The sequence below is a fragment of the Salinicola salarius genome (genome assembly GCF_003206135.1).
Taxonomy (GTDB): domain Bacteria; phylum Pseudomonadota; class Gammaproteobacteria; order Pseudomonadales; family Halomonadaceae; genus Salinicola; species Salinicola salarius.
The window spans coordinates 15,478-42,423 of sequence record NZ_PZJT01000004.1; the positions used below are offsets into that span (position 1 = coordinate 15,478).

29 protein-coding genes are annotated in these 26,946 nt (G+C 64.5%); 16 read left to right on the plus strand and 13 right to left on the minus strand.

Annotation, left to right across the window (positions count from 1 at the left end; translation table 11 throughout):
* Window positions 1-184: 184 nt before the first annotated feature.
* The 4 genes from mutM to radC all read right to left on the minus strand — a co-directional run bounded on the left by mutM (window position 185) and on the right by radC (window position 2,603).
* Window positions 185-1,000, minus strand: coding sequence for a bifunctional DNA-formamidopyrimidine glycosylase/DNA-(apurinic or apyrimidinic site) lyase (gene mutM, locus DOM32_RS05240; protein WP_110631928.1), 816 nt, complete (start codon window positions 998-1,000; stop codon window positions 185-187).
* Between the two features lie 110 nt (window positions 1,001-1,110).
* The gene (gene rpmG, locus DOM32_RS05245) at window positions 1,111-1,266 is read right to left on the minus strand and encodes a 50S ribosomal protein L33 (protein ID WP_035472447.1); all 156 of its coding nucleotides are present in this window, start codon (window positions 1,264-1,266) and stop codon (window positions 1,111-1,113) included.
* Between the two features lie 11 nt (window positions 1,267-1,277).
* A complete protein-coding gene (rpmB, locus tag DOM32_RS05250; RefSeq protein ID WP_071231789.1) occupies window positions 1,278-1,514 on the minus strand; it encodes a 50S ribosomal protein L28 in 237 nt (78 codons plus the stop codon).
* A gap of 414 nt (window positions 1,515-1,928) precedes the next feature.
* A complete protein-coding gene (gene radC, locus DOM32_RS05255; RefSeq protein WP_071231788.1) occupies window positions 1,929-2,603 on the minus strand; it encodes a RadC family protein in 675 nt (224 codons plus the stop codon).
* A 196-nt stretch (window positions 2,604-2,799) separates the two neighbouring features.
* Between radC and DOM32_RS05260 the strand changes: the two genes are divergently transcribed.
* The 14 genes from DOM32_RS05260 to slmA all read left to right on the plus strand — a co-directional run bounded on the left by DOM32_RS05260 (window position 2,800) and on the right by slmA (window position 17,366).
* The gene (locus DOM32_RS05260) at window positions 2,800-3,504 is read left to right on the plus strand and encodes a GntR family transcriptional regulator (RefSeq protein ID WP_110631930.1); all 705 of its coding nucleotides are present in this window, start codon (window positions 2,800-2,802) and stop codon (window positions 3,502-3,504) included.
* 28 nt (window positions 3,505-3,532) lie between these two features.
* On the plus strand, window positions 3,533-4,744 hold the full coding sequence (gene manD, locus DOM32_RS05265) for a D-mannonate dehydratase ManD (RefSeq protein ID WP_110631933.1): 1,212 nt from the start codon (window positions 3,533-3,535) through the stop codon (window positions 4,742-4,744).
* Window positions 4,745-4,802: 58 nt separating this feature from the next.
* Window positions 4,803-5,825, plus strand: a complete 1,023-nt coding sequence (locus DOM32_RS05270; RefSeq protein WP_110631936.1) for a Zn-dependent oxidoreductase — start codon at window positions 4,803-4,805, stop codon at window positions 5,823-5,825.
* 101 nt (window positions 5,826-5,926) lie between these two features.
* A complete protein-coding gene (locus DOM32_RS05275; RefSeq protein WP_110631938.1) occupies window positions 5,927-6,910 on the plus strand; it encodes a TRAP transporter substrate-binding protein in 984 nt (327 codons plus the stop codon).
* A gap of 84 nt (window positions 6,911-6,994) precedes the next feature.
* The gene (locus tag DOM32_RS05280) at window positions 6,995-7,585 is read left to right on the plus strand and encodes a TRAP transporter small permease (RefSeq protein ID WP_110631941.1); all 591 of its coding nucleotides are present in this window, start codon (window positions 6,995-6,997) and stop codon (window positions 7,583-7,585) included.
* Entirely contained in the window at window positions 7,585-8,865 is a 1,281-nt protein-coding gene (locus DOM32_RS05285; RefSeq protein WP_110631944.1) for a TRAP transporter large permease, read from the plus strand. Before DOM32_RS05280 ends, DOM32_RS05285 begins: the two co-directional genes overlap by 1 nt.
* A gap of 4 nt (window positions 8,866-8,869) precedes the next feature.
* Window positions 8,870-10,360: a mannitol dehydrogenase family protein gene (locus DOM32_RS05290; protein ID WP_110631947.1), complete on the plus strand. Its 1,491-nt coding sequence runs from the start codon at window positions 8,870-8,872 to the stop codon at window positions 10,358-10,360.
* A gap of 4 nt (window positions 10,361-10,364) precedes the next feature.
* On the plus strand, window positions 10,365-11,567 hold the full coding sequence (gene uxuA / locus DOM32_RS05295) for a mannonate dehydratase (RefSeq protein ID WP_110631950.1): 1,203 nt from the start codon (window positions 10,365-10,367) through the stop codon (window positions 11,565-11,567).
* 59 nt (window positions 11,568-11,626) lie between these two features.
* Window positions 11,627-12,886 (plus strand): bifunctional phosphopantothenoylcysteine decarboxylase/phosphopantothenate--cysteine ligase CoaBC, encoded by a 1,260-nt coding sequence (coaBC, locus tag DOM32_RS05300; protein WP_110631953.1) that lies wholly within the window; start codon window positions 11,627-11,629, stop codon window positions 12,884-12,886.
* 114 nt (window positions 12,887-13,000) lie between these two features.
* Window positions 13,001-13,501, plus strand: a complete 501-nt coding sequence (gene dut / locus DOM32_RS05305) for a dUTP diphosphatase (protein WP_071231786.1) — start codon at window positions 13,001-13,003, stop codon at window positions 13,499-13,501.
* 81 nt (window positions 13,502-13,582) lie between these two features.
* Complete coding sequence (locus DOM32_RS05310) at window positions 13,583-14,134, plus strand: YaeQ family protein (RefSeq protein WP_110631956.1); 552 nt, start codon at window positions 13,583-13,585, stop codon at window positions 14,132-14,134.
* Window positions 14,135-14,170: 36 nt separating this feature from the next.
* Window positions 14,171-15,583, plus strand: a complete 1,413-nt coding sequence (locus tag DOM32_RS05315; protein WP_110631959.1) for a phosphomannomutase/phosphoglucomutase — start codon at window positions 14,171-14,173, stop codon at window positions 15,581-15,583.
* 139 nt (window positions 15,584-15,722) lie between these two features.
* Window positions 15,723-16,625 carry an acetylglutamate kinase gene (argB, locus tag DOM32_RS05320; protein WP_110631961.1) on the plus strand — a complete coding sequence of 301 codons (903 nt, stop codon included), beginning with the start codon at window positions 15,723-15,725 and terminating at the stop codon, window positions 16,623-16,625.
* A 123-nt stretch (window positions 16,626-16,748) separates the two neighbouring features.
* Window positions 16,749-17,366, plus strand: coding sequence for a nucleoid occlusion factor SlmA (gene slmA, locus DOM32_RS05325; protein ID WP_071231782.1), 618 nt, complete (start codon window positions 16,749-16,751; stop codon window positions 17,364-17,366).
* Between the two features lie 132 nt (window positions 17,367-17,498).
* Here slmA and rpoH read toward each other — a convergent pair whose 3' ends face one another.
* The 4 genes from rpoH to ftsY form a co-directional block, all read right to left on the minus strand.
* Window positions 17,499-18,365 (minus strand): RNA polymerase sigma factor RpoH, encoded by an 867-nt coding sequence (gene rpoH / locus DOM32_RS05330; RefSeq protein ID WP_087717610.1) that lies wholly within the window; start codon window positions 18,363-18,365, stop codon window positions 17,499-17,501.
* A gap of 270 nt (window positions 18,366-18,635) precedes the next feature.
* The gene (gene ftsX / locus DOM32_RS05335) at window positions 18,636-19,628 is read right to left on the minus strand and encodes a permease-like cell division protein FtsX (protein WP_110631964.1); all 993 of its coding nucleotides are present in this window, start codon (window positions 19,626-19,628) and stop codon (window positions 18,636-18,638) included.
* Entirely contained in the window at window positions 19,625-20,293 is a 669-nt protein-coding gene (ftsE, locus tag DOM32_RS05340) for a cell division ATP-binding protein FtsE (protein ID WP_110631966.1), read from the minus strand. Before ftsE ends, ftsX begins: the two co-directional genes overlap by 4 nt.
* Window positions 20,290-21,792 carry a signal recognition particle-docking protein FtsY gene (gene ftsY, locus DOM32_RS05345; protein ID WP_110631968.1) on the minus strand — a complete coding sequence of 501 codons (1,503 nt, stop codon included), beginning with the start codon at window positions 21,790-21,792 and terminating at the stop codon, window positions 20,290-20,292. Before ftsY ends, ftsE begins: the two co-directional genes overlap by 4 nt.
* 130 nt (window positions 21,793-21,922) lie before the next feature.
* Here ftsY and rsmD point away from each other — a divergent pair, with 130 nt between their 5' ends.
* Together rsmD and DOM32_RS05355 are read left to right on the plus strand one after the other, a co-directional pair.
* Window positions 21,923-22,597: a 16S rRNA (guanine(966)-N(2))-methyltransferase RsmD gene (gene rsmD / locus DOM32_RS05350; protein WP_071231777.1), complete on the plus strand. Its 675-nt coding sequence runs from the start codon at window positions 21,923-21,925 to the stop codon at window positions 22,595-22,597.
* 155 nt (window positions 22,598-22,752) lie between these two features.
* The gene (locus DOM32_RS05355; RefSeq protein WP_110631970.1) at window positions 22,753-22,962 is read left to right on the plus strand and encodes a cell division protein ZapB; all 210 of its coding nucleotides are present in this window, start codon (window positions 22,753-22,755) and stop codon (window positions 22,960-22,962) included.
* Between the two features lie 152 nt (window positions 22,963-23,114).
* Here the strand turns inward: DOM32_RS05355 and DOM32_RS05360 are convergent, their stop codons facing one another.
* The 5 genes from DOM32_RS05360 to DOM32_RS05380 form a co-directional block, all read right to left on the minus strand.
* Entirely contained in the window at window positions 23,115-23,609 is a 495-nt protein-coding gene (locus tag DOM32_RS05360) for a GNAT family N-acetyltransferase (protein WP_110631972.1), read from the minus strand.
* Between the two features lie 60 nt (window positions 23,610-23,669).
* Window positions 23,670-24,581, minus strand: a complete 912-nt coding sequence (locus tag DOM32_RS05365; protein ID WP_110631974.1) for a hypothetical protein — start codon at window positions 24,579-24,581, stop codon at window positions 23,670-23,672.
* On the minus strand, window positions 24,578-24,889 hold the full coding sequence (locus tag DOM32_RS05370) for a BolA family protein (RefSeq protein ID WP_110631976.1): 312 nt from the start codon (window positions 24,887-24,889) through the stop codon (window positions 24,578-24,580). Before DOM32_RS05370 ends, DOM32_RS05365 begins: the two co-directional genes overlap by 4 nt.
* 92 nt (window positions 24,890-24,981) lie before the next feature.
* The gene (locus DOM32_RS05375) at window positions 24,982-26,388 is read right to left on the minus strand and encodes an MFS transporter (protein WP_322528867.1); all 1,407 of its coding nucleotides are present in this window, start codon (window positions 26,386-26,388) and stop codon (window positions 24,982-24,984) included.
* A gap of 28 nt (window positions 26,389-26,416) precedes the next feature.
* Complete coding sequence (locus DOM32_RS05380) at window positions 26,417-26,803, minus strand: hypothetical protein (RefSeq protein WP_071231773.1); 387 nt, start codon at window positions 26,801-26,803, stop codon at window positions 26,417-26,419.
* Window positions 26,804-26,946 lie beyond the last annotated feature (143 nt).

Consider the following 26,946-nt stretch of genomic DNA (forward strand, 5'->3'; position numbering starts at 1 on the left):
GACTCCATGTGCAAGGCTCCATCGGCAAGGGAAATCAGGAAAAGCGTATTGAAGCAACGTTTCGAACGAGCGTCGCCGAACAGCAATCTCGGCGCATTCTAACCCGCATGCAGCCATCCATTGACCCGTCGGGGCAAATCGTACGCCGCCCCGGTCGGATTTCGAGCCCGATCGGGCAAAACATTCAGGTCTGGCAAAGGGTACAGTAAACCGTGGCGCGCTGGCCGAGCACCATATGGCGCAACGCCATGCCACAGTGACGACAGGGCTCGCCGGCTCGACCGTAGACGTTGAGCCGCTGGGCAAAGTACCCCGGCTCGCCGGTGCCACTGACGAAGTCCCGCAGTGTGGTGCCGCCCTGGGTAATCGCCGCCGCCAGCACCGTCTTGATCGCTTCGGCGAGACGCTCGAAACGCTCGAGCGAGACACGACCCGCCGCGCGACGCGGATCGATGCCGGCCATGAACAGCGCTTCCGTGGCGTAGATATTGCCCACCCCCACGACCACGGCATTGTCCATGATGAAGGTCTTCATCGCCGCACGGCGGCCGCGAGATAACCGATAGAGCCGCTGACCGTCGAAATCCGGCGACAGCGGCTCCGGCCCCAGACGGGAAAGCCGGATATCCGTCGCGGCATCCCCTTTCAGCCAATCGACGAACCCGAAGCGGCGCGGATCGTGATAGCGCAGGATCTGGCCGCTCTCGAAGACGAGATCGATATGATCGTGCTTCTTGGGCGGATCGCCGATACGTGCAATGCGCAGACTGCCGGACATTCCCAGATGCCACAGCAGGGTACGCTCGCCCAATGGCAGCAGCAGATACTTGGCGCGACGGGAGAGCTCACCGAACCTGGCACCGATCAGCGTGGATTCCAGGTCGTCGGGCACCGGCACGCGCATGCGGCGCTGACGTACGATGACCTCGACGATCTCTTGGCCTTCGACGTGAGGCGCGATACCGCGGCGGGTCGTTTCGACTTCGGGAAGCTCGGGCATACGTCGGACTCTCGCGATTCTTCCATCACAAACGAGAAAACCCGGTCGAGGACCGGGTTTTCCGTACTGTCATTTCAGCGCCGGCATTTCAGCGCTATCGGAAAGCTAGATCACTTGATCTTGGCTTCCTTGTAGATGACGTGCTTGCGAACGACCGGATCGTACTTCTTGAATTCGAGCTTGTCCGGAGTGTTACGCTTGTTCTTTGCCGTGGTGTAGAAGTGGCCGGTACCGGCGCTGGACACCAACTTGATCTTGTCACGCATCTCTCGACTCCTTAAAGACTAACGCCGCGCTTGCGAATGTCGCTGAGCACCGCTTCGATGCCCTTCTTGTCGATGATACGCATGCCCTTGGAGGACAGGCGCAGCTTGACGAAACGCTTCTCGGATTCGACCCAGAAACGATGCGTATGCAGGTTCGGGACGAAACGACGACGTGTCTTGCGCTGTGAGTGCGAGACGTTATTACCAGTCACCGGACGCTTACCGGTAACCTGACAAACTTGGGACATGGAAGCCTCCGACCACTGGCGGGTTGGGTTGTTCGGTTTATCTCGGACACGCAGTTCGGGAAGAGTCCGTCCATTTCGATTCCCTCATGGAAATGGCGGGTATTCATTCGCTCGACTGCCATGGTCCAACGCCTTGATTCACTGGATCAATGCGCCGACTCAAAGGTGCCCCGATTCAAAGGGCGTACTTTATACCAGACGCCTCCGTGCTTCGCAACAATCGACGACAACTGCCGCCGTTCCAGCGAAGCGTTGGCCGATCGTTTCCGACAGGCCATCGAAGGGCGTCACCCCAGAACATGGCGCGGTATGTTACCCGAATCCGACACGCGTTCCCATCCGAATCTCGAAACACTGTCCATTACCACAGTCCATTCACTGCCCATACCGCCAATCTGGCGCCGCGTCGCCTGCTCATAACCAGCCGCGCTCGGCGAACGAGATTACCTCGCCGTCGCCGATCACGAAATGATCCAGCACCCGGATATCGAACAGCCCCAGCGCCTCGCGCAGGCGTTCGGTGATCCGACGATCGGCATCGCTCGGCTCGGCCACGCCGGAAGGATGGTTGTGCGCAAAGATGACGGCGCCGGCATTGTGCGCCAGCGCGCGCCGGGCGACTTCACGCGGATAGACGGAGGCGCTGTCCAGCGTGCCCTCGGACAGGATCTCGAAGCGGATCACGCGATGCTGCGTGTCCAGAAACAGGGCCGCGAACGCCTCGTGATCGAGATGGCGCAGCTGTGCACTCAGGAACCGACGCACCAGCGTCGGCGAGGTCAACGCCGCGTCACGCTCGAGCAGGCTGCCGAGATGACGACGCGACAGCTCCAGCGTCGCCTGAAGCTGCACGAAAGTCGCCTCGCCCAGGCCATGCTCGGCACAGAATCGCTGGCGATCCGCTTCCAGCAGCTGACGCAGCCCGCCGAAGCTGCTCAACAGATCACGCGCCAGATCCACCGCCGAGCGCCCCTTGACGCCGACCCGCAGGAAGATCGCCAGCAGCTCGGCATCGGAAAGTGCCGCGGACCCTAGCGTTAGCAGTTTCTCCCGTGGCCGCTCCCCTTCCGGCCAGTCGCGTATTGCCATGCCCTTCCCGTCCATTCACCGTGAATTATCAGAACCTCTGAATCAGGACATCGGCCAGCTCCGCCAAAACCTGACCGATTTTCATCGGCGATGACGCTCTACCTTTCATCGGCGATGACGCTCTACTCCCAAAGTCGAATCGTCAATTTCCGGCAACCCACTACCATACTAGTCAGACAAGAACACCGGAGCTCTCGTGACCTCAACGACCCTGCAAACCCTATGGAACGAGTCGGATGCCGGCCATGTACGCCAACGCCTCTATCACGTGTTGCGTCACGCCATCATTCGTCTCGTGCTGGCGCCGGGCCAGGCACTGTCGGAGAAAGAGATCGCCGACACATTCAAGGTCAGCCGTCAGCCGGTGCGCGAGGCCTTCATCCGCCTTTCGGAAGCGGGACTGGTCGAGGTGCGCCCCCAGCGCGGCACCTTCGTGGTCAAGATCTCCCCTCAGGCGGTCTACAGTGCGCGCTTCGTGCGCGAGGCGATCGAAGTGGCGGTGGCCAAGTCCGCCGCGGAAGAAGGCCTGTCTTCACGCGGGCTGGATGACCTGTTCGAACTGGTCGAGCGCCAGCGAAGGACGATCGTCGGCGGCGACTACGACCGTTTCTACGTGCTCGACGAGGAGTTCCACCAGACGCTGTCGCGGGAAGCCGGACACGAATCGGCCTGGCGATTCACCGAAGAGGTCAAGGCGCACTTCGACCGCGTGCGCTACATCAGCGTGCCCGACGGCACGCCGCTGGAGACGCTGGTCGAGCAGCACGCCCGAATCGTCGAAGCGATCAGAGACCGCGAACCGGATGCTGCCGAACGCGCGGTACAGGCCCACCTGCGCGAACTGCTCGTTTCACTACCACGTCTGATCGAGCGTTTTCCCGATCTGTTCGACAACCATTGAATCTGCCGTTTTCCTAGCCGGAGACTCCATGAAAATCATCGACGCCCGCGTCATCGTCACCAGCCCCGGACGCAATTTCGTCACCCTCAAGCTGATTACCGAATCCGGCATCTACGGGATCGGCGATGCCACGCTCAACGGTCGTGAAATGGCCGTCGCCGCCTATCTCGAAGAGCACGTCGTGCCGGCGTTGATCGGGCGCGACGCCAGCCGCATCGAGGACACCTGGCAGTATCTCTACCGTGGCGCCTACTGGCGTCGTGGCCCGGTGACCATGAGCGCGATCGGCGCGGTCGACATGGCCCTGTGGGACATCAAGGCCAAGGCCGCCAACATGCCGCTCTACCAGTTGCTGGGCGGCAAGAGTCGCGAACGGGTAATGACCTACGCCCACTGCACCGGCAAGGACATCGACAGCTGCCTCGAGGAAGTCGCCCGTCACGTCGAGCTGGGTTACAAGGCGGTGCGCGTTCAGGCCGGCGTCCCCGGCATCAAGACGATCTACGGCGTCGCCAAGCGGGAAGGCGAGCGCTACGAGCCGGCCGATGCCGAACTGCCTGCCGAGCACGTCTGGAGCACGGAGAAGTACCTCAACCACGTGCCGCAGCTGTTCGCCGCCGTGCGCGAGCGCTTCGGTCACGACCTGCACCTGCTGCATGACGTCCACCACCGGCTAACGCCGATCGAGGCCGCGCGGCTGGGCAAAGCGGTGGAGCCCTACCACCTGTTCTGGCTGGAGGACTGCGTTCCCGCCGAGAACCAGGAGAGTCTGCGCCTGATCCGCGAGCACACCACCACGCCACTGGCGATCGGCGAAGTGTTCAACTCGATCCACGATTGCCGCGAGATGATCCAGAACCAGTGGATCGACTACATCCGCACGCCGCTGACCCACGGCGGCGGCATCACCCACGTGCGTCGCATTGCCGACCTGGCTTCGCTCTATCACGTGCGCACCGGTTTCCACGGGCCGACGGATCTATCGCCAGTCTGTCTCGGCGCCGCGATCCACTTCGATACCTGGGTGCCCAACTTCGGCATTCAGGAACACATGCCCCACGACGAGCTGACGGACAGCGTCTTCCCCCACGATTACCGCTTCGAGGACGGCCATTTCCTGGTCGGCGAGAACCCGGGGCACGGTGTCGACATCGACGAGGAAGCCGCCGCCCGCTATCCGTTCAAGCGCGCCAGTCTGCCGGTCAACCGGCTCGAGGACGGCACCCTTTGGCATTGGTAAGCGCGGCACGGATGAACAAGCGATACCGGCAACCGTGAGAATTTCAGGAGAGTCATCGATGCAAGCCTTTGAAGTCAGCGCACCGCATGCGTTCGCCGTCGGCGACCAGCCCGCACCGAGCGCGGCACCGGGAGAAGTGGTCGTCGACGTTGCATTCGCCGGCATCTGCGGCTCGGACATGCACATCATCCACGGCGACAACGCTTTCGTGCGATTCCCCCGCATTACCGGGCACGAGTTCGCTGGCGTCATCCGCGCCGTGGGCGATGGCGTCGACGCGGCCCGCGTCGGCGAGCGGGTCTGTATCGACCCGGTCGTCAACTGCGGCCAGTGCTATCCCTGCCGGATTGGCCGTCCCAACGTCTGCAGCGCGATGCAGGTGATCGGCGTTCACAGAAATGGCGGCTTTGCCGAACAGGTCAACGTGCCGGCCGCCAACGCCCACCGCATTCCCGACGATCTCGACCTCGATGCCGCCGCCCTGGTCGAGCCCTATTCGATCGCCGCCAACGTGCTGTCGCGCATGGAGCCGCACCCGGGCGATCGCCTGCTGGTGATCGGTGCCGGCGTGATCGGGTTGACCGTGCTGCAGATGGCGCGCGCCATCGGGCTCGAGGAGGTGATCGTCACCGACATCCTCGACGAACGCCTGGCAACGGCGCGAGAACTGGGTGCCAGCCACGTGATCAATGGGCGCAGCGAAGATCTCGAGCAGGCCGTGCTGGCCGCCACGAACGGCGAAGGCATCCCGTTGATCGCCGATGCCGCCTGCGTACCGGCCATGCTGCCCGCCATGCTGCGGATGGCCTGCCCCGCCGGACGCATCGGTCTGCTCGGCTTCAGCCCGACGCCGAGCGATCTGATCCAGCTGGAAGTGATCAAGAAGGAGCTGACGCTGGTCGGCTCCCGCCTGAACAACCGCAAATTCCCGGAGGTGATCGACCATATCGCCGCGGGTCGTCTCGACCCCAAGGCGCTGATCAGCCATCGCGTCGCGCTGGCCGAGATGCCCGATGCCATCGATCTGCTCGAGAACCACCCGGAACAGGCGCGCAAGGTGCTGGTGAAAATCTCGCCCTGAACGCCCGATCGAGTCCGCCACCCATGCCGGAAAGAGACCCGGAACAGCGCTGGCCCGGACAACAAAACCGACGCGTACCAACGCGACAGGAGACTCACGCCATGTTGACGACGACAACCTTCAAGAACTTGCTCGCTGGCGCTGCCCTCGGCGCCACGCTACTGGGTAGCCAGGCGGTCATGGCCGCGGACTACACGCTGAAATTCGGCCACCTGGCCAACGAGCAGAACATCTGGAACAAGGCCGCGCTGAAGTTCAAGGAACTGGTCGAAACCAATTCCGATGGCCGGATCGAGATCCAGGTCTTCCCCAACGAGCAGCTCGGCAGCGAAATGGATGTGATCAACAGCATTCAGCTGGGCACCGCCGACATGACCATCACCGGCGAGAGTCTCCAGAACTGGGCACCCAAGGCGGCAATGATGGCCGTGCCCTACCTGTTCCGTGACGCGGACCACATGCGCAAGGCCGTGGAGGGCGACGTCGGCAAGCAGATCGAACAGCAGATCACCGAACGCACCGGCCTGGTCCCGCTGGCCTGGTTCGAGCGCGGCCCGCGCGAGCTGACCTCCAACCGTCCGATCAAGACGCCGGACGACCTCGACGGCCTGCGAATCCGCGTACCCAACGTGCCGCTGTTCGTCGATACCTGGGAAGCGCTGGGCGCCCGCCCGACGCCGATGGCTTTCAGCGAAGTCTTCACCTCGCTGCAGCAGAACACCATCGAGGCCCAGGAGAACCCGCTGAGCCTGATCGAAAGCGCCAGCTTCAACGAAGTCCAGCAGTACGTGGACATGACCGATCACGTGCGCAGCTGGATCTATGTCGTCATCGGCAAGCAGAAGCTCGAGTCGATGCCGGACGACCTGCAGACCGTCGTGCGGGATGCCGCCAGCGAGATGCAGTCCTATGAGGAAAAGCTGTTCGTCGAAGACCAGCAGCGTCTCGAACAGGCACTCAAGGACAAGGGCATGAAGTTCGTCGAGGTTGACCAGGCCGCCTTCGCCAAGAAAGCCGAACCTGCCGTGCTCGACGCTTTGAATGACGATCAGAAAGCGCTCTACAAAGCCATCCAGGATCTGTAATCCCCCGACGGATTACCGAGCCACGGCATTCGGGGGCGGCGCGACGATCGCCGCCCCCGTTTCTCATCTCGTTCGGAGACCGCCATGTCGGAACATGAAACGGACATTCACCAGGATATCCAGGAAAACCTCGAGATACTGACTCGCGTTCCGCGCCTGGGCGGGCCTATCGGCCGCCTGGCCGGCGCGCTCGACCGCGTTCTCCTGACGCTGGCCGTGATCGCGCTGGTGGGGCTGTCGCTGACGGTGCTGCTCCAGGTCGCCTCGCGCCTGTTCCTGCCCATCACGCTATCGTGGACCGAGGAACTGACCCGCTACCTCTTCATCTACATGGTGGCGATGGGTGCCGGCGTGGTGCAGCACCGCCACCGCCACGTCAACGTCGAGCTGTTCCACGGCTGGCTCGGTTTTCGCGGTCGGGCCGCCTATCTTGCGCTGATCTCGGCGATCACGTTCGCCTTCACGCTCATGGTGCTGCCCAACGCCTGGCAGTTCGCCCAGATCGGCGCGTTCCAGACCTCGCCGACGCTGCGCATTCCCATGCTCTACATCTTTTTCTCTTCGGTGGTGCTGTTCGGCACGCTGCTGCTCTACAGCCTGATCGGCCTTGCCGAGGGCATCATCGCCATGGTTCGTGGCGAACGCGTCGACACCGCTCGCCAGGAGGCGCTCTGATGGAAATCGCCGTTCTCTTCACCACCTTTCTGATACTGCTGCTGATCGGTCTACCGATCGCCTTCTGTCTGGGCGTGTCGTCACTCGCCTATCTGATGCTCGGTGGCATCTCGTTGACCATCGTGCCGCAGCGCATGTTTTCCGGCATCGACTCCTTCGTGCTGCTCTGCATCCCCGGTTTCGTGATGGCCGGTAACCTGATGAACGTGGGCAATATCACTCAGCATATCGTGCGCTTCTCCAATGCCCTGGTCGGCCATATCCGCGGCGGCCTGGGCCTGGCCAACGTCGGCGGCTCGATGATCTTCAGCGGCATCTCCGGCACCGCGGTGGCGGACGCCGCCAGCATCGGCTCGGTGATGATTCCGGGCATGTCCAGGGCTGGCTACGACAAGCCGTTCGCCGCCGCCGTGACCGCCGCCTCTTCCACCATCGGCCCGATCATTCCGCCCAGCGTGCCGATGATCATCGTCGGTTCGCTCTCCGGCATCTCCGTCGGCCGCATGTTCCTCGCCGGTGCGCTGCCCGGTCTGTTGCTGGGCGTGGCGATGATGATCACCGCCTACTGGCTGGCGGTGCGCCGCGGCTATCCCAAGGAGAAGCGCGCCTCCTTCAAGGAGTTGCTCAAGGAAGGCCGCAGCGCGTTCTGGGCACTGCTGATGACCTTCATCATTCTCTACGGCATCATCGGCGGCCTGTTCACACCGACGGAGGCCTCGATCGTCGCCAGCCTCTACGCGTTGCTGGTGGGCACCTTCGTCTACAAAGGCATCAACTGGCGCAATCTGGGCGGCATCCTGTCGGACACCGTGATCACCTCGGCCTCGCTGATGCTGCTCGTCGGCCTGGCCAACCTGTTCGGCTGGATCCTCACCAGCCAGCAGATTCCACAGATGCTCGCCGACGCCATTCTCGGCATCAGCAGCAATCCGATCGTGGTCATCCTGATCCTCAATCTGATCCTGCTGTTCGTCGGTGCGTTCATGGAGACCATCGCCGCGCTGATCATCCTGTTCCCGGCCCTGCTGGGCGTGGCGACGGGCGTCGGCATGGATCCGATCCACTTCGGCGTGATGGCGGTACTCAATCTGATGATCGGCCTGACCACGCCGCCAGTGGGCGTCTGCCTGTTCGTGGTGTCGAGCATCGGCAAGCTGCCCATGCTGCGCGTCGCCAGGGCCATCGTGCCCTTCCTGATCTGCAATCTGATCGTGCTGATGCTGGTCTCTTTCGTCCCGGCGCTGTCGCTGTGGTTGCCCAACCTGCTGATGGGGAAATAGCGTCATGGCCGAAACTCGAATCCAGATCGAGCGCCAGTCGGCCCGCCACGCGCCGAGCGGGATCGGCATCGTCCACCTGGGCCTGGGCGCCTTCCATCGCGCGCACCAGGCGGTCTATCTACAGCGCTGTCTCAACCGGGTGCAGGGAGATTGGGGCATCTGCAGCGCCAACATCCGCTCCAATCGGGCGCTGGTCGACCAGTTGCGAGCGGGAGACCTGCGCTACCACGTCGCCGAATACAGCGACAGCGAGCACGTCACGCTGCGCGAGATCACGGTGATCGCCGAGGCGCTTTACGCCGGCCCGGATGGCCCGGACCGGGAAGCGTTACTGGCGCGCATGAGTGATCCCGCTGTCCGCATCGTCACCCTCACCGTGACCGAGAAGGGCTATTTTCTGAGCCCGAGCAGCGGCGAACTGCTGACCGATGCCGCGCCGATCGCCTATGACATCGCAAATCCCGAATCGCCGGACACTGCCCCGGGCATGCTGGTGGAGGCGCTGGCTCGACGCCGAACGGCCGGGGTCGCACCCTTCACCGTGCTCTGTTGCGACAACATGCCCCACAACGGCCAGCGCACGCGTCGCGCCGTCATCTCGCTGGCCCGTCACCGCGAGGCCGCGCTGGCCGAGTGGATCGACGCCAACGTCGCGTTCCCCTCGAGCATGGTCGACCGTATCGTCCCGGCAATGACCGACGCCGATCGCCAGCGTCTGTCGGCGCTGGGGGTCGACGACCCCGCCGCCGTGGTCTGCGAAACCTTCAGCCAGTGGGTGGTCGAGGAGGATTTCCCGCTAGGCCGGCCGGACTGGGAAGCCGATGGCGTCGAGATGGTCGCCAATGTCGCTCCGTTCGAAACCATGAAGCTGCGTCTGCTCAACGGCGCCCACTCGCTGCTCGCCTATCTGGGCGCGCTGGCCGGCATCGAGACGGTGGATGCCGCCGTCGCCCGCCCCGCCTTTCGTCAGCTACTGCAGCACTACTGGCAGCAGGAAGCGATCCCGACACTGTCACTGCCGGCGGGCGCCGATGCCAATGTCTACACCGACAGCCTGCTGGCCCGCTTCGGCAATGACAGCCTGCGTCATCGGCTCCAACAGATCGCCATGGACGGCTCGCAGAAGCTGCCCCAGCGCTGGCTGGCCGGTAGCGTCGAGCGCCTGGCGACGGAGCACGACAGCGACATGGCCGCCACCGCGCTGGGCGTGGCCGGCTGGATCCGCTATACCGCGGGCACCGATCTCGCCGGCCGGTCGCATCCGGTCGACGACCCGATGGTCGGAACCTTCGTCGAGTTGCACCGCCGCCACGGCGACGACCTGCCGGCGCTGGCTGCGGCGTTCCTCGCACTCGATGCCGTCTTCCCCGCTGCGCTGCGCGAGAACCCCATGTTCGTCAAGGCCGTCACCACGGCACTAGAGCACCTGGAGGCGGGTGGCGTGGAGGCCGCCATCGCCGCCCTGGCTTCAGCCAATCCCGAACTCGGAAACTAGATCTATGGAATACACTTGGCGTTGGTTCGGCCCGGCCGACCCCATCACTCTCGGCGAGATTCGCCAGGCCGGCGCGACCGGCATCGTCACCGCGCTGCACGAGATTCCCAACGGCGAAGTCTGGCCGGTGGAAGCGATTGCCGAGCGCAAGCGGCTGATCGAAGCCGCCGGCCTGGTCTGGTCGGTCGTGGAAAGCGTGCCGGTACACGAGGCGATCAAGCAGGGGCTGCCGGAAGCCGAGCACTACATCGACAACTACTGCCAGACGCTGGCCAATCTCGGCGAGTGCGGCATCGACGTGGTCTGCTACAACTTCATGCCGGTCCTCGACTGGACCCGCACCGATCTTGCATGGCCGCTGCCCAGCGGCGGCACCGCGCTGCGCTTCGACCAGACGGCATTCGCGGCCTTTGATCTCTATCTGCTCGAACGCGACGGCGCGCAGGACGATTACAGCGATGCCGAGCGCGACGCTGCCAGCGCTTATCTGGAAACGCTCGATGCGTCGGCGCGATCGCGACTGATCGACACCGTGATCGCCGGCCTTCCCGGCACCGAAGAGCACTACACCCTCGAGAATTTCCGCCAGGCGCTGGATGCCTATCGCGGTATCGATGGCGAACGGCTGCGCACCAACCTGGCGACGTTCCTGCGCGCCATCGTCCCCGCGGCGGAAGAAGCCGGCATCCGGCTCGCGATCCACCCGGACGATCCGCCCCGAGAAATGCTGGGACTGCCCCGCGTGGTCTCGACGGCGGCGGACGCCCAGGCCATTCTCGAGTGCGCCCCCAGCCCCGCCAACGGCCTGACCTTCTGCACCGGCTCCTACGGGGTACGCGCCGACAACGACCTGGTCGCCATGGCCCGCCGGTTCGCGCCCCACATCCACTTCGTCCACCTGCGTGCGACTCGTCGGGAAGCCGATCCACTGACCTTCCACGAAGCCGAACATCTGGACGGCGACGTCGATATGGTCGGTGTCATCGGTGCTCTGGTCGAGGAGCAGCGCCGGCGCCAGCACGAAGGCGGTCACCGCCTGCCGATGCGGCCGGATCACGGTCATCATCTGCTCGACGACCTGACGCGGGACAGCCGCCCCGGCTATCCACTGATCGGCCGGCTCAAGGGGCTGGCCGAGCTGCGCGGCGTGGAGCTCGCCGTCCATCGTCTGTTGCCGCCGAACCCCGCCCACACCGGGGAGTCGTAAGCTACGCAATCCCCGGCGCCGGTGGTAAGGTGGAGGCCTGCTTTTTCAGGACGTCGACCATGGTTTCACCGCTCGGGCCGGGACTGGCCGGAACCCGCATTCTGCTCGGCATCAGCGCCGGTATCGCCGCCTACAAGAGCGCGCATCTCGCCCGTCTGTTGAAGAAGACGGGTGCCGAGGTGCGCGTGGTGATGACCGAAGGCGCTCAGGCCTTCATCACGCCGCTGACCCTGCAGGCGCTCACCGGTGAGCCGGTGCGGACCTCGCTGCTGGATCCGGAAGCGGAAGCTGGCATGGGCCACATCGAGCTGGCGAAATGGGCGGACATCATCCTGATCGCGCCGGCCACCGCCGACCTGATGGCGCGCCTGGCCCACGGTCACGCCGACGACCTGCTGACGACACTGTGCCTCGCCACCGAAGCCCGCTGCCTGATGGCGCCCGCCATGAACCAGGCGATGTGGCGCCACCCGGCAACGCTGGCCAATGCGGATCGACTTGGCGAGCTGGGCTGGACGCTGCTGGGCCCTGATGCCGGCGATCAGGCCTGCGGCGATGTCGGCCTGGGCCGCATGCTGGAACCGGAAACCATTCTCGCCCAGTTGCTGAGCGAGCTCGAACCGGCCCGCGACGAGTCGCCTCAGGTAATGCCCGTGCATCGGGATCTGGCTGGCAAGCGCGTGGTGATCACCGCTGGCCCTACTCGCGAGGCGCTGGACCCGGTGCGTTATCTCTCCAATCACAGCTCCGGCAAGATGGGCTATGCGCTGGCCGCCGCCTGTGCCGATCGCGGCGCCAGCGTCAGCCTGGTCAGCGGCCCGGTGACGCTCGCGACACCTCCCGGTGTCGAGCGGATCGACGTGACCTCGGCCATGGAGATGCTGGCCGCCGTCGAGTCCCGGCTGCCTTGCGACCTGTTCATCGGCTGTGCCGCCGTGGCGGACTATCGCGCCGCGTCCATCAGCGAGCACAAGTTGAAGAAAGCGAACGACGACAATGGCCTGACCCTCGAACTGGTGCGCAACCCGGACATCGTCGCCACGGTCGCCGCCCGCGAGGACCGCCCGTTCACCGTCGGTTTCGCCGCCGAGACGCAGACGCTGGAAACCCACGCCGGCAGCAAGCTCGAGCGCAAGCGGCTGGATCTGATCGTCGCCAACGACGTCTCCCGGGAGGGCATCGGTTTCGGCAGCGACGACAACGCCGTCACGCTGCTCTGGAAGACGCAGGACCAGACGCAGCGTCATTCGCTGCCGGTTCAGTCCAAGGCCGCGCTGGCCGGCGCGATCATCGACCATATCGTTCCCCGGCTGACCTAGAGCCTATTGCCGTTTCATGCACGACCGCGTCGGCATCCGGTTCGCGCTCGAGCAATGGTAAGCTAGGCCGCTCTCTGGCCTTTCATTTCATGCTCTTTCAGGAAGTCACTTTTCATGCCATCCAGCACTCCGTCCGCGGCACCCTCTTCGACAGCGACTGCCAGACCGAAGCTTTCGGTCAAGGTTCTCGACGAGCGCGTGCACGACTATCCGCTGCCGCACTACGCCACCACCGGCAGTGCCGGCATGGACCTGCGCGCGCTGCTCGACGAAGCGCTCACCCTCGCCCCGGGCGACAGCGCGCTGGTGCGCACCGGCCTGGCCATCCACATCGGCGATCCGGGGCTGGCCGGCGTGGTGTTGCCTCGTTCCGGCCTCGGCCACAAGCACGGCATCGTGCTGGGCAACCTGGTCGGGCTGATCGATTCCGATTATCAGGGCGAGTTGATGATCTCGGTGTGGAACCGTGGCCAGAACACCTTCGTGCTCGAACCCGGCGAACGACTGGCACAGTACGTGCTGGTGCCGGTGGTCCAGGCCGAGCTCGAGATCGTCGAGGATTTCATCGCCACCGAACGGGCGGGCGGCGGTTTTGGCCACTCTGGTCGAAAGTGAAGCGGCGAAACAACGCGCCGGCAATGATCACCGAACGCTCGCTGGTCTCGGTCAATCGAGCTCTCTGCAAGGAAATGTCGCGTGGCGCTAAGCGCAACCATCTATAAAGCGAAACTCAACGTCAGCGATCTCGATCGCCACTACTATGGCGATCACGCGTTGACCGTGGCCTGCCACCCTTCCGAGACGGCGACGCGCCTGATGGTGCGGCTGCTGGCGTTCATCGCCAATGTGCACGCCACCAGCGGCGACAACGATCTCGCCATGACTCGCGGACTGAGTACCGACGACGAGCCGGATCTGTGGCTCAAGGCGCCGGACGGCCGCATCCTTTCATGGATAGAATTGGGCGAACCGTCGCTGAAGCGCATCAAGCAGGGACTCTCCCGAGCCGAACGCGTGCTGATCTATCCCTACGCACCACGCAGCGCGACACAGTGGTGGAAAAAGCTGGAAAGCGACATCCGGGCACAGCCGCGGACCGAGGTCTGGAATCTGCCGGCGGAGCCGCTGGCGGCGCTGACCGCCCTCGTCGACCGCAACCTGAGCCTGGGCGCCACGCTGATGGAAGGCCAGTGGCTGATCACCGACGGTCAGGCGTCGGTGGAACTCGAATTCGAACGGTGGGCGTGACGCCGACCGGATGTGATCAATGACAAGGACTTGCCGATGAACGACCAATCCGGTGCCAACGTACCCGCCTCGATCTTTCGGGCCTACGATATTCGCGGCGTCGTCGACGACACGCTGACCGAGGAAACGGTGGAATGGATCGGCCGCGCAGTGGGCAGCGAAGCCGCCGCCCGCGGCCAGCAGTGCGTGATCGTCGCCCGTGACGGCCGCCATTCCGGCCCCCGCCTGCAGGCAGCGCTGATCCGCGGCCTGCGCGCGTCCGGTCGCGACGTGGTCGATATCGGCCGCGTACCGACGCCGGTGCTCTACTTCGCCACCGCCACGCTCGATGAAAGCCGCAGCGGCGTGATGGTGACCGGCAGCCACAATCCGCCGGACTACAACGGTTTCAAGATCGTGCTGGATAGCGTCGCGATCTCCGGAGACGCGATTACCGGGCTGCTCGAGCGCATCCGCAGCGGCAACCTCAGCGAAGGCAACGGTACGCTGACTCAGATCGATGTCGGCGAAGCCTATCTTCAGCGCATCCTGGGTGACGTATCCCTCGACCAGAGCCAGCGCGGGCGCCCGCTCAAGGTGGTGGTGGATTGCGGCAACGGCGTCGCCGGCGAACTGGGGCCCAGGCTGATCGAAGCGCTGGGGGCGGAGACCATTCCGCTGTTTGCCGAAATCGACGGGGACTTCCCCAACCATCATCCCGATCCCGGCAAGCCGGAAAACCTGGTCGACCTGATCGCCAAGGTCAAGGAGACCGGCGCCGATATCGGGCTGGCTTTCGACGGCGACGGCGATCGCCTGGGTGTGGTCACGCCCTCGGGGGAGATGATCTACCCGGATCGGTTGCTGATGGCGTTCGCCACCGACCTGCTCGAGCGCGACCCTGGCGCCCGCGTCATCTTCGACATCAAGTGCACCGGCAATCTGGCCCAGATCATCGAACGGGCCGGGGGCGAGCCCGAGATGTGGCGCACCGGTCACTCGCTGATCAAGGCGCGGATGAAGGAAACCGGGGCACAGCTGGGCGGCGAGATGAGTGGCCATATCTTCTTCGCCGAGCGCTGGTACGGCTTCGACGACGGGCTCTACTCGGCCGCCCGGCTGCTGGAGATCCTGTCGCGCCAGTCGGTCGACGCCGACCGCTATTTCAGCACGTTCCCGCAGGATGTCAGCACGCCGGAACTGAACGCGGCAGTCACCGACGAGGAGAAGTTCGCGATCGTCGAGCGGCTGGCCGAGAGCGGCGACTTCGGTCAGGATGGCATCAAGACGACGTTGGACGGCATCCGGGTCGACTATCCCGATGGCTGGGGCCTGTGCCGCGCCTCCAACACCACGCCGATGCTGGTGCTGCGCTTCGAGGGCAAGGACCAGGCGGCGTTGACACGCATCCAGCAACGGTTCGGTGCCGCGCTGCGCGCGGTGGCACCGGAAGTGGAACTGCCGTTTTAACCCTGCGTCACGACGTCTTCGTGTCGCTGGCGGCACGTGTGATCGATAACGCAACAGACAAGACCGTCCCGTGTACGGGCCAGCGCCTCGGCGGGAAAGCGCCATCAGCGGCGCGCAGATAGTGGAGACATGACGCCTCATGAACGAAAGCCCACGCGACCCACGTCAGGTGGTCGAGATCCTGTCCGAGGCGCTGCCTTACATCCAGCGCTATTCCGGCAAGACCGTCGTGGTCAAGTACGGCGGCAACGCCATGACCGAAGACAAGCTGATCGACTCCTTCGCTCGCGACATGGTGCTGATGAAGGAAGTCGGCATCAATCCAGTCGTGGTCCATGGCGGCGGCCCGCAGATCGGCCAGCTACTGGCACGGCTCAACATCGAGTCTCGCTTCGTCAACGGCATGCGCGTCACCGATGCGGAAACCATGGACGTGGTGGAAATGGTGCTGGGCGGGCTGGTCAACAAGAACATCGTGACCCAGATCAACCAGTGCGGCGGCAAGGCTATCGGCCTGACCGGCAAGGACAACGCGCAGATTCTGGCTCGTCAGCTCAAGGTAGAGCATCGCACGCCGGAGATGACGGCGTCCGAGATCATCGATATCGGTCACGTCGGCGAAGTGGAGCACATCTCCACCGACCTGATCGAGATGCTGGCCGAACGCGACTTCATCCCCGTCATCGCGCCGATCGGCGTCGATCGCGAGGGACAGAGCTACAACATCAATGCCGATCTGGTGGCAGGCAAGGTCGCCGAAGCACTGAAGGCCGAGAAGCTGATGCTGTTGACCAACGTCGCCGGCCTGCAGGATGCCGAAGGCAAGGTGATGACCGGACTCTCCACCGAGCAGGTCGATGCGCTGATCGCCGACGGCACGATCTACGGCGGCATGCTGCCGAAGATTCGCTGCGCGCTGGATGCCGTCAAGGGCGGTGTCGGCAGCGCCGTCATCGTCGATGGCCGCGTGGTGCACTCCACGCTGCTGGAGATCTTTACCGATGCCGGGGTCGGCACCCAGATCACCGACCATCGTGACTGATTCGCGCCATTCTGATTTCAATCACTGCGGGCCTGGAAGGCCCGCCCCGACCGCCGAACGGAAGACAGGCCGTCCGGGTCGCTCCAGGAGGGAGCTTCGACAACACCACCGATAAGAACCGTCATGACGCAGGCAACCCCACAGCTTTCCCGCCGCGAACAGATCCTTCAGGCACTCGCGTTGATGCTCGAGGAGGACAGCGGCAAACGCATCACCACCGCCGCGCTGGCCCGACAGGTCGGCGTCAGCGAAGCGGCGCTCTATCGCCATTTTCCCAGCAAGGCGCGCATGTTCGAAGGGCTGATCGAATTCATCGAAGCCAGCCTGTTCGAACGTATCCGGCGCATCCTGGACGACGAGCCCTCGGCGCTCGCCCGCTGCGAGACGATCGTCCAGCTCGTGCTGGCCTTCGCCGAGAAGAACCCCGGCCTCAGCCGGTTGATGGACGGCGATGTGCTCACGGGCGAGACAGCGCGTCTGCGCACGCGCATGTCCCAGCTGTTCGAGCGTCTGGAGACCCAGTTCAAGCAGGTTCTGCGCGAGGCGGAGCTGCGCGAGGGCTTGCGTCCCCAATTGCCGGTGCCGGCGGCGGCCAACCTGTTGTCGGCCTTCGTGGAGGGCCGGATCAGTCAGTACGTGCGCAGCGACTTCCGCCACCGCCCCACGTCACACTGGAACGATCAGTGGCGCCTGCTGGGCGACGGATTGCTGACCGTATCGCCACAGGCCGCCTCGATCTGACCCCTGCGGCAAGGCATTTCGCCCCAACGCAAAAAGCCCGGCTGATGCCGGGCTTTTCGTATCGTCCTTTCGTATCGTTCATCGGTCATCGCCGACCGCCTCGCGCCATGAGCGAGTATCTTCAGCCAGCCATCACGCGGCGATCGCGTCACCCAGCTGCTGCTTGATCTTCTTCATCGCGTTCTTCTCGAGCTGGCGAATGCGCTCGGCCGACACGCCGTAGACATCGGCCAGCTCATGGAGCGTGGACTTGTGCTCGGAAAGCCAGCGACGCTGCAGAATGTCGCGAGAACGCTCGTCCAGCTCGCCAAGCGCCTCTCGCAGACGACGCGTATAGTCGGCTTCCCAGTCATCCGCTTCGAGCTGCGCGGCAGGATCGAAGCTGTGGTCCTCAAGATACTGCGCCGGCGCCTGATAGCCCTGCTCTTCCTCTTCACCGGGGCTGGCATCGTAGCCCGCGTCATAGGAAGACAGACGACCTTCCATCTCGCGCACGACCTTCGGCTTGACGTCGAGATCCTTGGCGATCGCATCGACCTCGTCGTTGCTCAACCACGCCAGCCGCTTCTTGGCACTGCGCAGGTTGAAGAACAGCTTACGCTGCGCCTTGGTCGTGGCGATCTTGACGATGCGCCAGTTGCGCAGCACATATTCGTGGATCTCGGCCTTGATCCAGTGAACTGCGAAAGAGACCAGACGAACGCCCTGGTACGGATCGAAACGCTTGACCGCCTTCATCAGCCCGACGTTGCCTTCCTGGATCAGGTCGGCCTGGGGCAATCCGTAACCGGAGTAGCTTCGCGCGATATGCACGACGAAACGCAGGTGCGACATGATCAGCCGGCGGGCCGATTCGAGGTCGTCCTCTTCGTAAAGACGCACGCCCAGGTCATGCTCTTCTTCCGCCGTCAGAACGGGGATGCCGTTGACGGCCTGAATGTAACCGTTGAGATCATGACCCGGGGAAAGGTTCCCAATGGATTGAAGACTGGTGCTCATGTGCGTTGTCTCCATGCTAGGCGGCGTGTCGGAGCGAAGAGCCGGTATTGGCTCGATCCGCCTGGAACACGTCGCGACAGGTTGTTCTGCCTGTCTACGAGAGTGCCTGATGAGACCCTCAGTGTAGACAAAAGTTCAATAACCACGCCAACTTCAACGGGCCTGAAATCGGCCATTCGCTGGGCTGACCGATAATACGATGAATGGCGGCGAATGGCATCATGGCCGCATCTCGACACCGTTGACGACTTTTCGAAACCGCTGGTTAGCCTAGCGTGGCTTGATGTCCGATAGATGACGCCCCACGGCAAGCCATGCTCCCAACCAGCCCAACAGTGTACTAAAAAGCAGCAGAAAAACCGAATTCCTGCCACCCAGCGACGGCAGCGCGAAGTGGGCGCCGTAGCTTTCCGCCAGCGCCGCGACCGGCGACGCCAGCCAGTTCCCGCCAAGCATGAGAATCACCAGCGCCAGAACACCTCCGCCCAGCCCATACCAGGCGCCACTGTAGAGAAACGGGCGCCTCACGAAAGCATGCGTCGCACCGATCAGCGTCACGACCTCGATTTCCTGACGCCGACTCTCCACGGCCAGCCGTATCGTGTTGCCGACCACCAGCAGCACGCCCAGGCCAAACAGCAGCGCCAGCGCCAGCGCGACGCGCTGCCCCAAGTCCGCCAGCTGTTGCAGCCGGTCCAGCCAGGCCAGATCCAGCCGGACTTCATCGACTCCCTCGATCGTCTGCAGACGCTGGCTCAGCGACTGTACGGCAGCGGGCGCGGTATCGTCCGGCGTGACCACGACGCTAGCCGGCAGCGGATTGGCGTCGAGCTGGGAGAGCGCATCGTCGACGCCCAGTGTCTGCTGGAACGCCGCCAGCCCCTCGGCCGCCGTCACCAAGCGCGCGCCGGCCACGCCGGGCTGCCCGCCGACCTCGGCGGCCAGATCCATCGCCTCGGACTCATCGATATCCGCCTGGAAGTAGACCGTCAGCGTGGCGCTTTCGTCGAGCTCGGCATCGAGCAGCCGGGCGCTGTCCAGCACCAGCCACAGACCGGCCGGCAGAATCAGTGCAATGGCGATCGCCAGCATGGTCAACAGCGTCGAGATCGGGCGCCTGATCAACCGTAACGCGCTGTCGCCCATCATCGCGCGGTGATGGCGCATCCAGGCGCGACCGCCGCCCGCAGCTCGGCGTTGCGGCTTCTGCGCTCCGCGCCGCCCTTCGACACGACGCTCGGCGGAGGGTCGACGCTCGCTCATGCCGCCTCCTCGTCGCCGATGAGCCTGCCATCCCGCAGCTTCAGCACCCGATGGCGCAGGCGAGCGATCAAGGCCAGATCGTGGCTCGCCACCAGGACCGTGGTGCCGATACGGTTGAAGTCTTCGAACAGCCGCATGATGTCGGCGGAGAGCTGGGGGTCGAGATTACCGGTCGGCTCGTCGGCCAGCAGCAGCGCCGGCTTGTTGACCACGGCTCGTGCGATGCCCACGCGCTGCTGCTCGCCGGTGGAAAGCTCGATCGGCAGGGCCCGCTCACGATGCAGAAGCCCGACCTTGTCGAGCGCGGCGCGCACGCGTCGCGCGGCATCGCCTGGCTCGACGCCCTGTATCGTCAACGGTAATGCCACGTTGGCGAAGATGTCCCGATCGAACAGCAGTTGGTGATCCTGGAAGACCACGCCGATCTGGCGGCGATAGTAGGGAATCTGGCTGATATGCAGTTGATCGAGGTCGTGACCGGCGACCAGCACCCGGCCACGTGAAGGGCGTTCGAGACGCATGATCAAGCGCAGCAGCGAGCTCTTGCCGGCACCGGAGTGGCCGGTCAGGAACAGCATCTCGCCCCGCTCGACGCGAAAGTTGATATCGGCGAGTGCCTCGAAGCGTCCGCCGTAGCGCTTACCAACGTGCTCGAAGGCAATCATGAATCGGCATCGCCGTCCCGACCGAACAGCGCCTTGACGAAGGTCTGCGCATCGAACGGGCGCAAGTCCTCAAGCGACTCCCCGACCCCGATAAAGCGGATCGGTGTCCCCATCTTCTTGGCCAGAGCAAAGATGATGCCCCCCTTGGCGGTGCCATCGAGCTTGGTCAAGGTGATCCCGGTGATCGGAATGGCTTCATCGAAGGTGGTCGCCTGGGAGATCGCGTTCTGCCCCGTCCCCGCATCGAGCACCAGCATCACCTCATGCGGCGCGCTGGCGTCGAGCTTGGCCATGACACGCTGCACCTTCTTGAGCTCTTCCATCAGATGGCTCTTGTTGTGCAGCCGGCCAGCGGTGTCGGCGATCAGCACGTCGACCTTGCGCGCCCGGGCCGCAGCGACGGCATCGTAGATGACCGAGGCGCTGTCGGCACCGGTGTGCTGGGCGATCACCGGAACTCGGTTGCGATCGCCCCAGACCTTGAGCTGCTCGACCGCGGCGGCACGGAAGGTGTCGCCGGCTGCCAGCATCACGCTACGGCCTTCGTTCTGGAAACGCTGGGTGAGCTTGCCGATGGTCGTGGTCTTGCCGACTCCGTTGACGCCCACCATCAGGATCACGAACGGGCCCTCGCCCTTCGGCGGCAACTGCAACGGCTGGGAGACCGGTTCGAGCAGCGCTGCCAGCTCTTCCTGAAGCGCACGATAGAGCGCATCGGCGTCGGCCAGCTCCTTGCGCGAGACTCGCCCGGTCAGCCGCTCGATGATCTCGGTGGTCGCCTCGATCCCCACGTCGGCCAGCAGCAGTTGGGTCTCGAGGTCCTCCATCAGCTCGTCGTCGATCTGCTTCTTGCCCAGCAGCAGATCGGCGATGCCATCGGTCAGGTTGGCGCGAGTGCGCCCGAGCCCGGCACGAACGCGCGCCAGCCAGCCGCCCTTGGGCTTCTCTTTGGGGGCCGGTGCGGATACCGGTGATACGGCTGCAGGCGGCTCGGGTTCGGGTTCGGGTTCGGGTTCGGGTTCGGGTTCGGGCTCGGGCATCGAAGCGGGTTCCGGCGCCGGCGTCACGTCCCTCGCCAGATCGGTCGCGCGCGTTCCCTCGGCCTGGTCTTCCTGCAAGGCCGACTGCGGCGACTCCTGCGACAGCGGCTCGCTGAGCGCTTCCCTGGCGGCCGTTTCCTCGAGCGAAGAGGGCTCGTAATCCACGGTGGCCGGACGCTCGGGATCCTCGGCCTGGACGGAAGGCTCATCGGGCGTGACGGTGCCCGACACCGAGGCACGCTCCGGCTCGGCAGGCGCGTCACCCCGGCCGGAGTTCGCCTCGGCAGGGGTCTCGTCACCCTGCTCAACCGCTGGCTTCGGCTCGTCCGAAGGCGTGTCGTCACCCGGCTCTTCCTCGCCGCGCTCCGCTGCCGCCCTGGCCTCGGCTTCCTCGGCCTCACGCCGGCGGGCTTCCTCTTCCTGCTGCTGCTTTTTACGACTCTTGAATAGTCCGAACATGGATGGCTTCACTGATGAAAAAGCCGTGCTTGCGTCGCTGAATCAGCGCCGATCATTACGGCTTCGGAGAATATCGATAACGAGACATCATCCTATCACCGCGAGGGTTGCGGGGGTACAATTGCCCGCCATGAATCGACGTCGTTCCCGTCGGGCCGCCAACGGCGCTCGCAATCATGCTCACAGCCCTCGAGGCCACGCCAATGACGCCCGCGCTCTCCAGGGCGCTCGGCAGTCCGCGCACCGTGGCAGCGGCCAGTTGCGTCTGATCGGAGGCGATTTCCGCCGCCGCAAGTTACCGATCCCCGAGAGTCCGGGCTTGCGCCCGACACCGGACCGGGTTCGCGAAACCCTGTTCAACTGGCTGGCCTTCGATATTGCCGGTCGGCGTGTGCTGGATCTCTATGCCGGCACCGGCGCGCTGGGGCTGGAAGCGCTGTCGCGCGGCGCGGCGCAGGCCATGTTCGTCGAGTCGACCGCTCACGTGGCCGCCGCGCTGGAGGCGAACATCGCCATGCTGGGGGCAGCGGGCCAGGTGCATCGTACCGATGTGGAACGATTTCTGGCGGGCACGCCTGCCGCGTTCGATATCGTCTTTCTCGATCCGCCGTTTCGCCAAGGGCTCGCGCAGCGTACGTGCCAGGCGCTCGAATCGGGGGGCTGGCTGTCGCCCGGCGCCATGATCTACGTCGAGACGGAACACGAGCTTGACTGGCAGGCGCCGGGGCACTGGCAATTGCATCGCGACATCGTCGCCGGAGACAGCCATGGCCGGCTGTTCCGGCGCCAGCCAACGGCCAAATGACGTCGCCGCTTCGAGACGCTTGTCGTTGGCCCTGACGCCACGTACGCTGGCTCCCATCAGGTCACCAGTCGTTTTATGGTCATGGTATCGAGACCACCGCCACGAACTTTCAAGGCCCAAACTTTCGAGGCCGAACTTTCAAGGAGAGAGTGCAGATGAACGGAGAAATCTTCGCCAAGCTGGAACAGAAGATTCAGGATGCCGTCGACAGCATCGAAATGCTGAAAATGGAGAACGAAGAGCTCAAGGCAGAGAATGCCCGCTTCCAGCAGGAGCGCAAAGAGTGGGAACAGCGTCTCGGCGGCCTGCTGGACAAGCTGCAATCACTGGATAGTACTGGCGACAGCACCAACCAGAACGGCTGACGCGAATCGGCGGGGCGGACTCTCGCAGACTGCGCAGACTGCCCCGTCGAGCCACCTGTCCCGCCACACTGCCTGAGTTTCGCGCCTATCCAGCCTCCGATCCTGCCCTCGTTTCTTAAGCTGCCACAAGGTAACGCGCTACCGGCGAGACTTCACCCCAGCTCCCGCGACATCAACAGCGCATCCTCGCTGCCACCGTCATCGCGACGATAGTAGCCACGCCGCTGGCCGTCGACCGCGAATCCGGCACTCTCGTAGAGCCTTCGGGCCGCCACATTGGACGCGCGAAGTTCCAGCAGCAGGCGTTCGGCTCCCCGCTCGATGGCACACTGCGTGATCCACCCCAGCAGTTCACGCGCCAGCCCGTGGCGTCTGTCGCTCGGCCGGACACAGATCGACTGCAGCTCGGCATCGAAAGGCAGATAAGCCAGGACGGCAGCCGCTCGCAGCTCGACGCCTTCCACCGCCCAGATTCCCCAGACGTCGAAGTCATCGTCGAGCAGCGCCGCGCTCAGCAGCGCTTCCGACCAGGCGTCATCGTTGGCCTGACGCTCGAACGCCATCAAGGCCGGCAGGTTCTCGATCGCGAGCCGGGCCGGGGCCGTGCCGACCGGTGAACTCTTGGTTTTGCAAACGTTGATCGACATGGAAAGCGCTACTCGAGGAAAGCATTTGACGTCGACGCGTCGGTCATCGGCAGAAGCCGATCACTCCGGCGCGGCAAGCCCTTGCCGCCAGGCTTGCCCCATCGACTGCAACAGCGGCCAGCATTCACGCTTGGCCTTGGCGGAGGTCAGCAAATCGTCGGGGTGAGGCAGAGCGTGGCAGATCCAGCCGGCCTCGTCCGCCGGATCGCTCAACAGCGGCGACCAGATCTCGTCGCCGACGACGATGGCGCCATCGATGTGCATGCCGTGGCGCCGCGCCTGCCCGGCACAGAATACCTGAATGCCCTCGCGGGCCTCGTCGACCGGGTCACTGGCCGGCACGTTCATCAACGGCCAGGTCAGGCTCGATAACGGCGCGCCGTTGACGGGAATACCGACGCTTTTCAACATCTGCCCGAGTAGCGCCTGGCCAGCGGCGGAAAGCGGCCGTTCGCCGGGCAGCAGCAGCCACCAGCGCTCGCCGATGACGGACAACGACAGCGTGAAACGCAACGGTTCGGTCGGCACCGGGGCAGCGGACTGGGCAAGGGGTTGGACAGCATCGTCCGTCCGGCTCTCGTCCGTCCAGCCCTCGTCCGCCGGGCGGGAGGCAGGCGCCTGGCGAGACGTGGACTCGGAGTTCGACGCTGATGCACGGGACTCCGTAGCGCCTCCGCCCGAGGCGCCGTCGAGCAGGGCTCGGGCTCGCGACAGCGGCGCATGGGGCTGTTGTGCGGTCTGCTGTGCAGGCGCCGTTTCTGCCGCGGGTCGGTCACGTTCGACCTCGACCGGCCGGGCCGGCGTTTCCAGCAGTGCATGCAGTCGCTGCCCGGGCGCGGGCTTCTCCGGTGTGGGTGCGGTTTCCCACTCGACCTGCTCGGTCGGCCTGGCATTGACGAAGCGGTACCGCGAGGTCCAGGTGGTGATACCCATGGCCTCGAGGTACTGAAGGCGTTGAGGATCGCCGATCACCGCCCGCCACCACCACGGCAGTTGGGCGAATCGGGGCGCGATTCACCGCGCGCCGACCACTGCTGCGGCGTGTAGAGATGCAGCGCCAGCGCGTGAACCGGCCCCGCGAGCTCGTCCGCCAGCAAGCTGTAGATCAGCTGATGCCGCTTGACGGGCATCAGCCCCGCGAACCGCTCGGAGACCAGCGTCACCTTGAAGTGGGTTTCCGAATCCGGTGGCACATGGTGCATGTGGCTCTCGTTCTCGACCACCATCTGGACCGGCTCGAGCGTCGCGAGTTTCTCTTCGATACGGGTCTGAACACTCATGACAGTTTCTCCTGTGCCAACCGAATCATTGTAACGTCTCCCCGGCCCATCGAGCGACGACCGGGGATGGGCGCTGTCGCCAGAGGCGAAACTCAGCGCCGTCGTCCCTTGGCGGCCATCGGCGTGCGATAGAGGCTCAGTGCCAGCGCAATCATGGCAGAGACACACCCTACCCACAGCGATAGCGTCAACGATCCGAACGAAAGACCGAGAATCAGCCCGACCAGCGCCGTTCCCAGCGACTGCCCGAAGGTGCGCACCGAGGCCAGCACGCCGGAGGCGTTGGCGCTCAACTCCACCGATACGCTGCCGATCATCTCGCGATTGTTCGGCGCCTGGAACAGCCCGTACCCCACGCCGCACAGCGCGGTTCGCCAGATCACGTCGAGGTAGCTCGAGCCGCCGTCCAGGCCGGTCAGTGCCAGCATGCCCAGCAGGAAAAGGCCCAGCCCGGTCGAACTGATCAGCGCCGGATTGCCCTTGTCCGCCAGACGTCCCGCCAATGGCCCGATGACCATGATTACCAGCGGCCAGGGCGTGAACAGTACCGCCGACATGATCGGCGACACGCCCATGACGGTCTGGTAGAGGAACGGCAGCCCCACGAAAGCCACGCCCTGGGCCAGAAACGCAAACATCGACACCACCGCGGCGAACGAGAAGCGCGGTTCGGTGAAGAGTGCCAACGGCACCAGCGGCCTGACGGCGTGACGTTGGCGGTAGATGAACCCCAGCAGACAGACCACGCTGAGCGCCAGCGTCGACAGCGCCAGCACGCCGCCATTGCCATGGCCGAACTGATCCAGAGCAAAGACGCTGCCACTGAGCATGACGATCGACATCAACGCGCCCCAGATATCGATTCGTCCGGGGATGGGCGCTTCCCGCGGCAGCGCGCGCACTCCCAGCGTCAGCGCCAGCAGCCCGATCGGCACGTTGATGGCGAACAGCCACGGCCAGCTCGCCACGTGCAGGATCAAGCCGCCCAGCGACGGCCCCGCGGCGATGCCGAACGCGACCGTCAGCGCGCTGAGCCCGATGGCCGAGCCGAGCAGACGCGTGGGAAAGATGATGCGATAGAGCGACGGCCCGATACTCAACATCGCGGCGGCACCGACCGCCTGCAGGCCTCGCATCGCGAGCAGGAACTCGAACGAACGCGCCAGCGCACAGCCCAGCGATGCCACGGTAAAGACCAGCAGGCCACCGATATAGAGCCGATGACGCCCTACCCGACGGCTCACCGCGGCAAAGGTCAGCAGCAAGGCGGCGGTCACCAGCTGATAGACGTTGGCGATCCAGATCGACTCGGAACCGCTGATCGACAGTTCCTGGGCCAGGGTGGGAAGGGCGATATTGACGATGCCATTGTCCAGCACCGCCAGCTGGGTACCGGTGATCATCGCCAGCAGCGCCAACTTGCGTTCGCGCCCGGGTAGACCGTCGTCCCCCGGGCGCTCCTCGAACAGGCGCTTCAGCATGTCTTCGGGTAGCGGCAAGCACCGCCGTCATGCAACATCCGACCCATCACTCCTCGTCGGTCTCCATCAGCAGTTCGTCGTCGACTTCGGACGTTTCCAGCTCGGCCTCGTCGTCGAGGTCCACCGCCAGATAGCTGTGCTCGAGGGTGAGGAACGCCTGGAACAGCGACCAGTCGAGGTTTTCCGGCCACTGGCGCTCATCCTCTTCCCACGCCCGCAGTTCGGTTTCGAGAATGTCGTAATAGCGCTCCCCGACATAGGCATGCAACGCCTCCGGGGTATCCATCTCGGGGATCAGATAAACGGTGTTTTCGCCAGCGATGTCGTCGAGCGTCAGGTCGTCTTCACCGACGGTCGGCTCCAACGAGTTGACCCAGTCGACGAACGCCTGGGTCGGCTTGACGCTCAGCGCGGAACGATTGAGCAGCTTCATCGGTGTCACCTCTTCTTGGGAACCGCACGGGGTCGGCGGAATTCGAACCGCAGCCATTATGGGCGCTAGACACGCCCCTGACCAACAACTCTTGCCCGGCTACGCCGGGAGTTATAAGCCGTAAGCTTTAAGCTGTAAGAAAA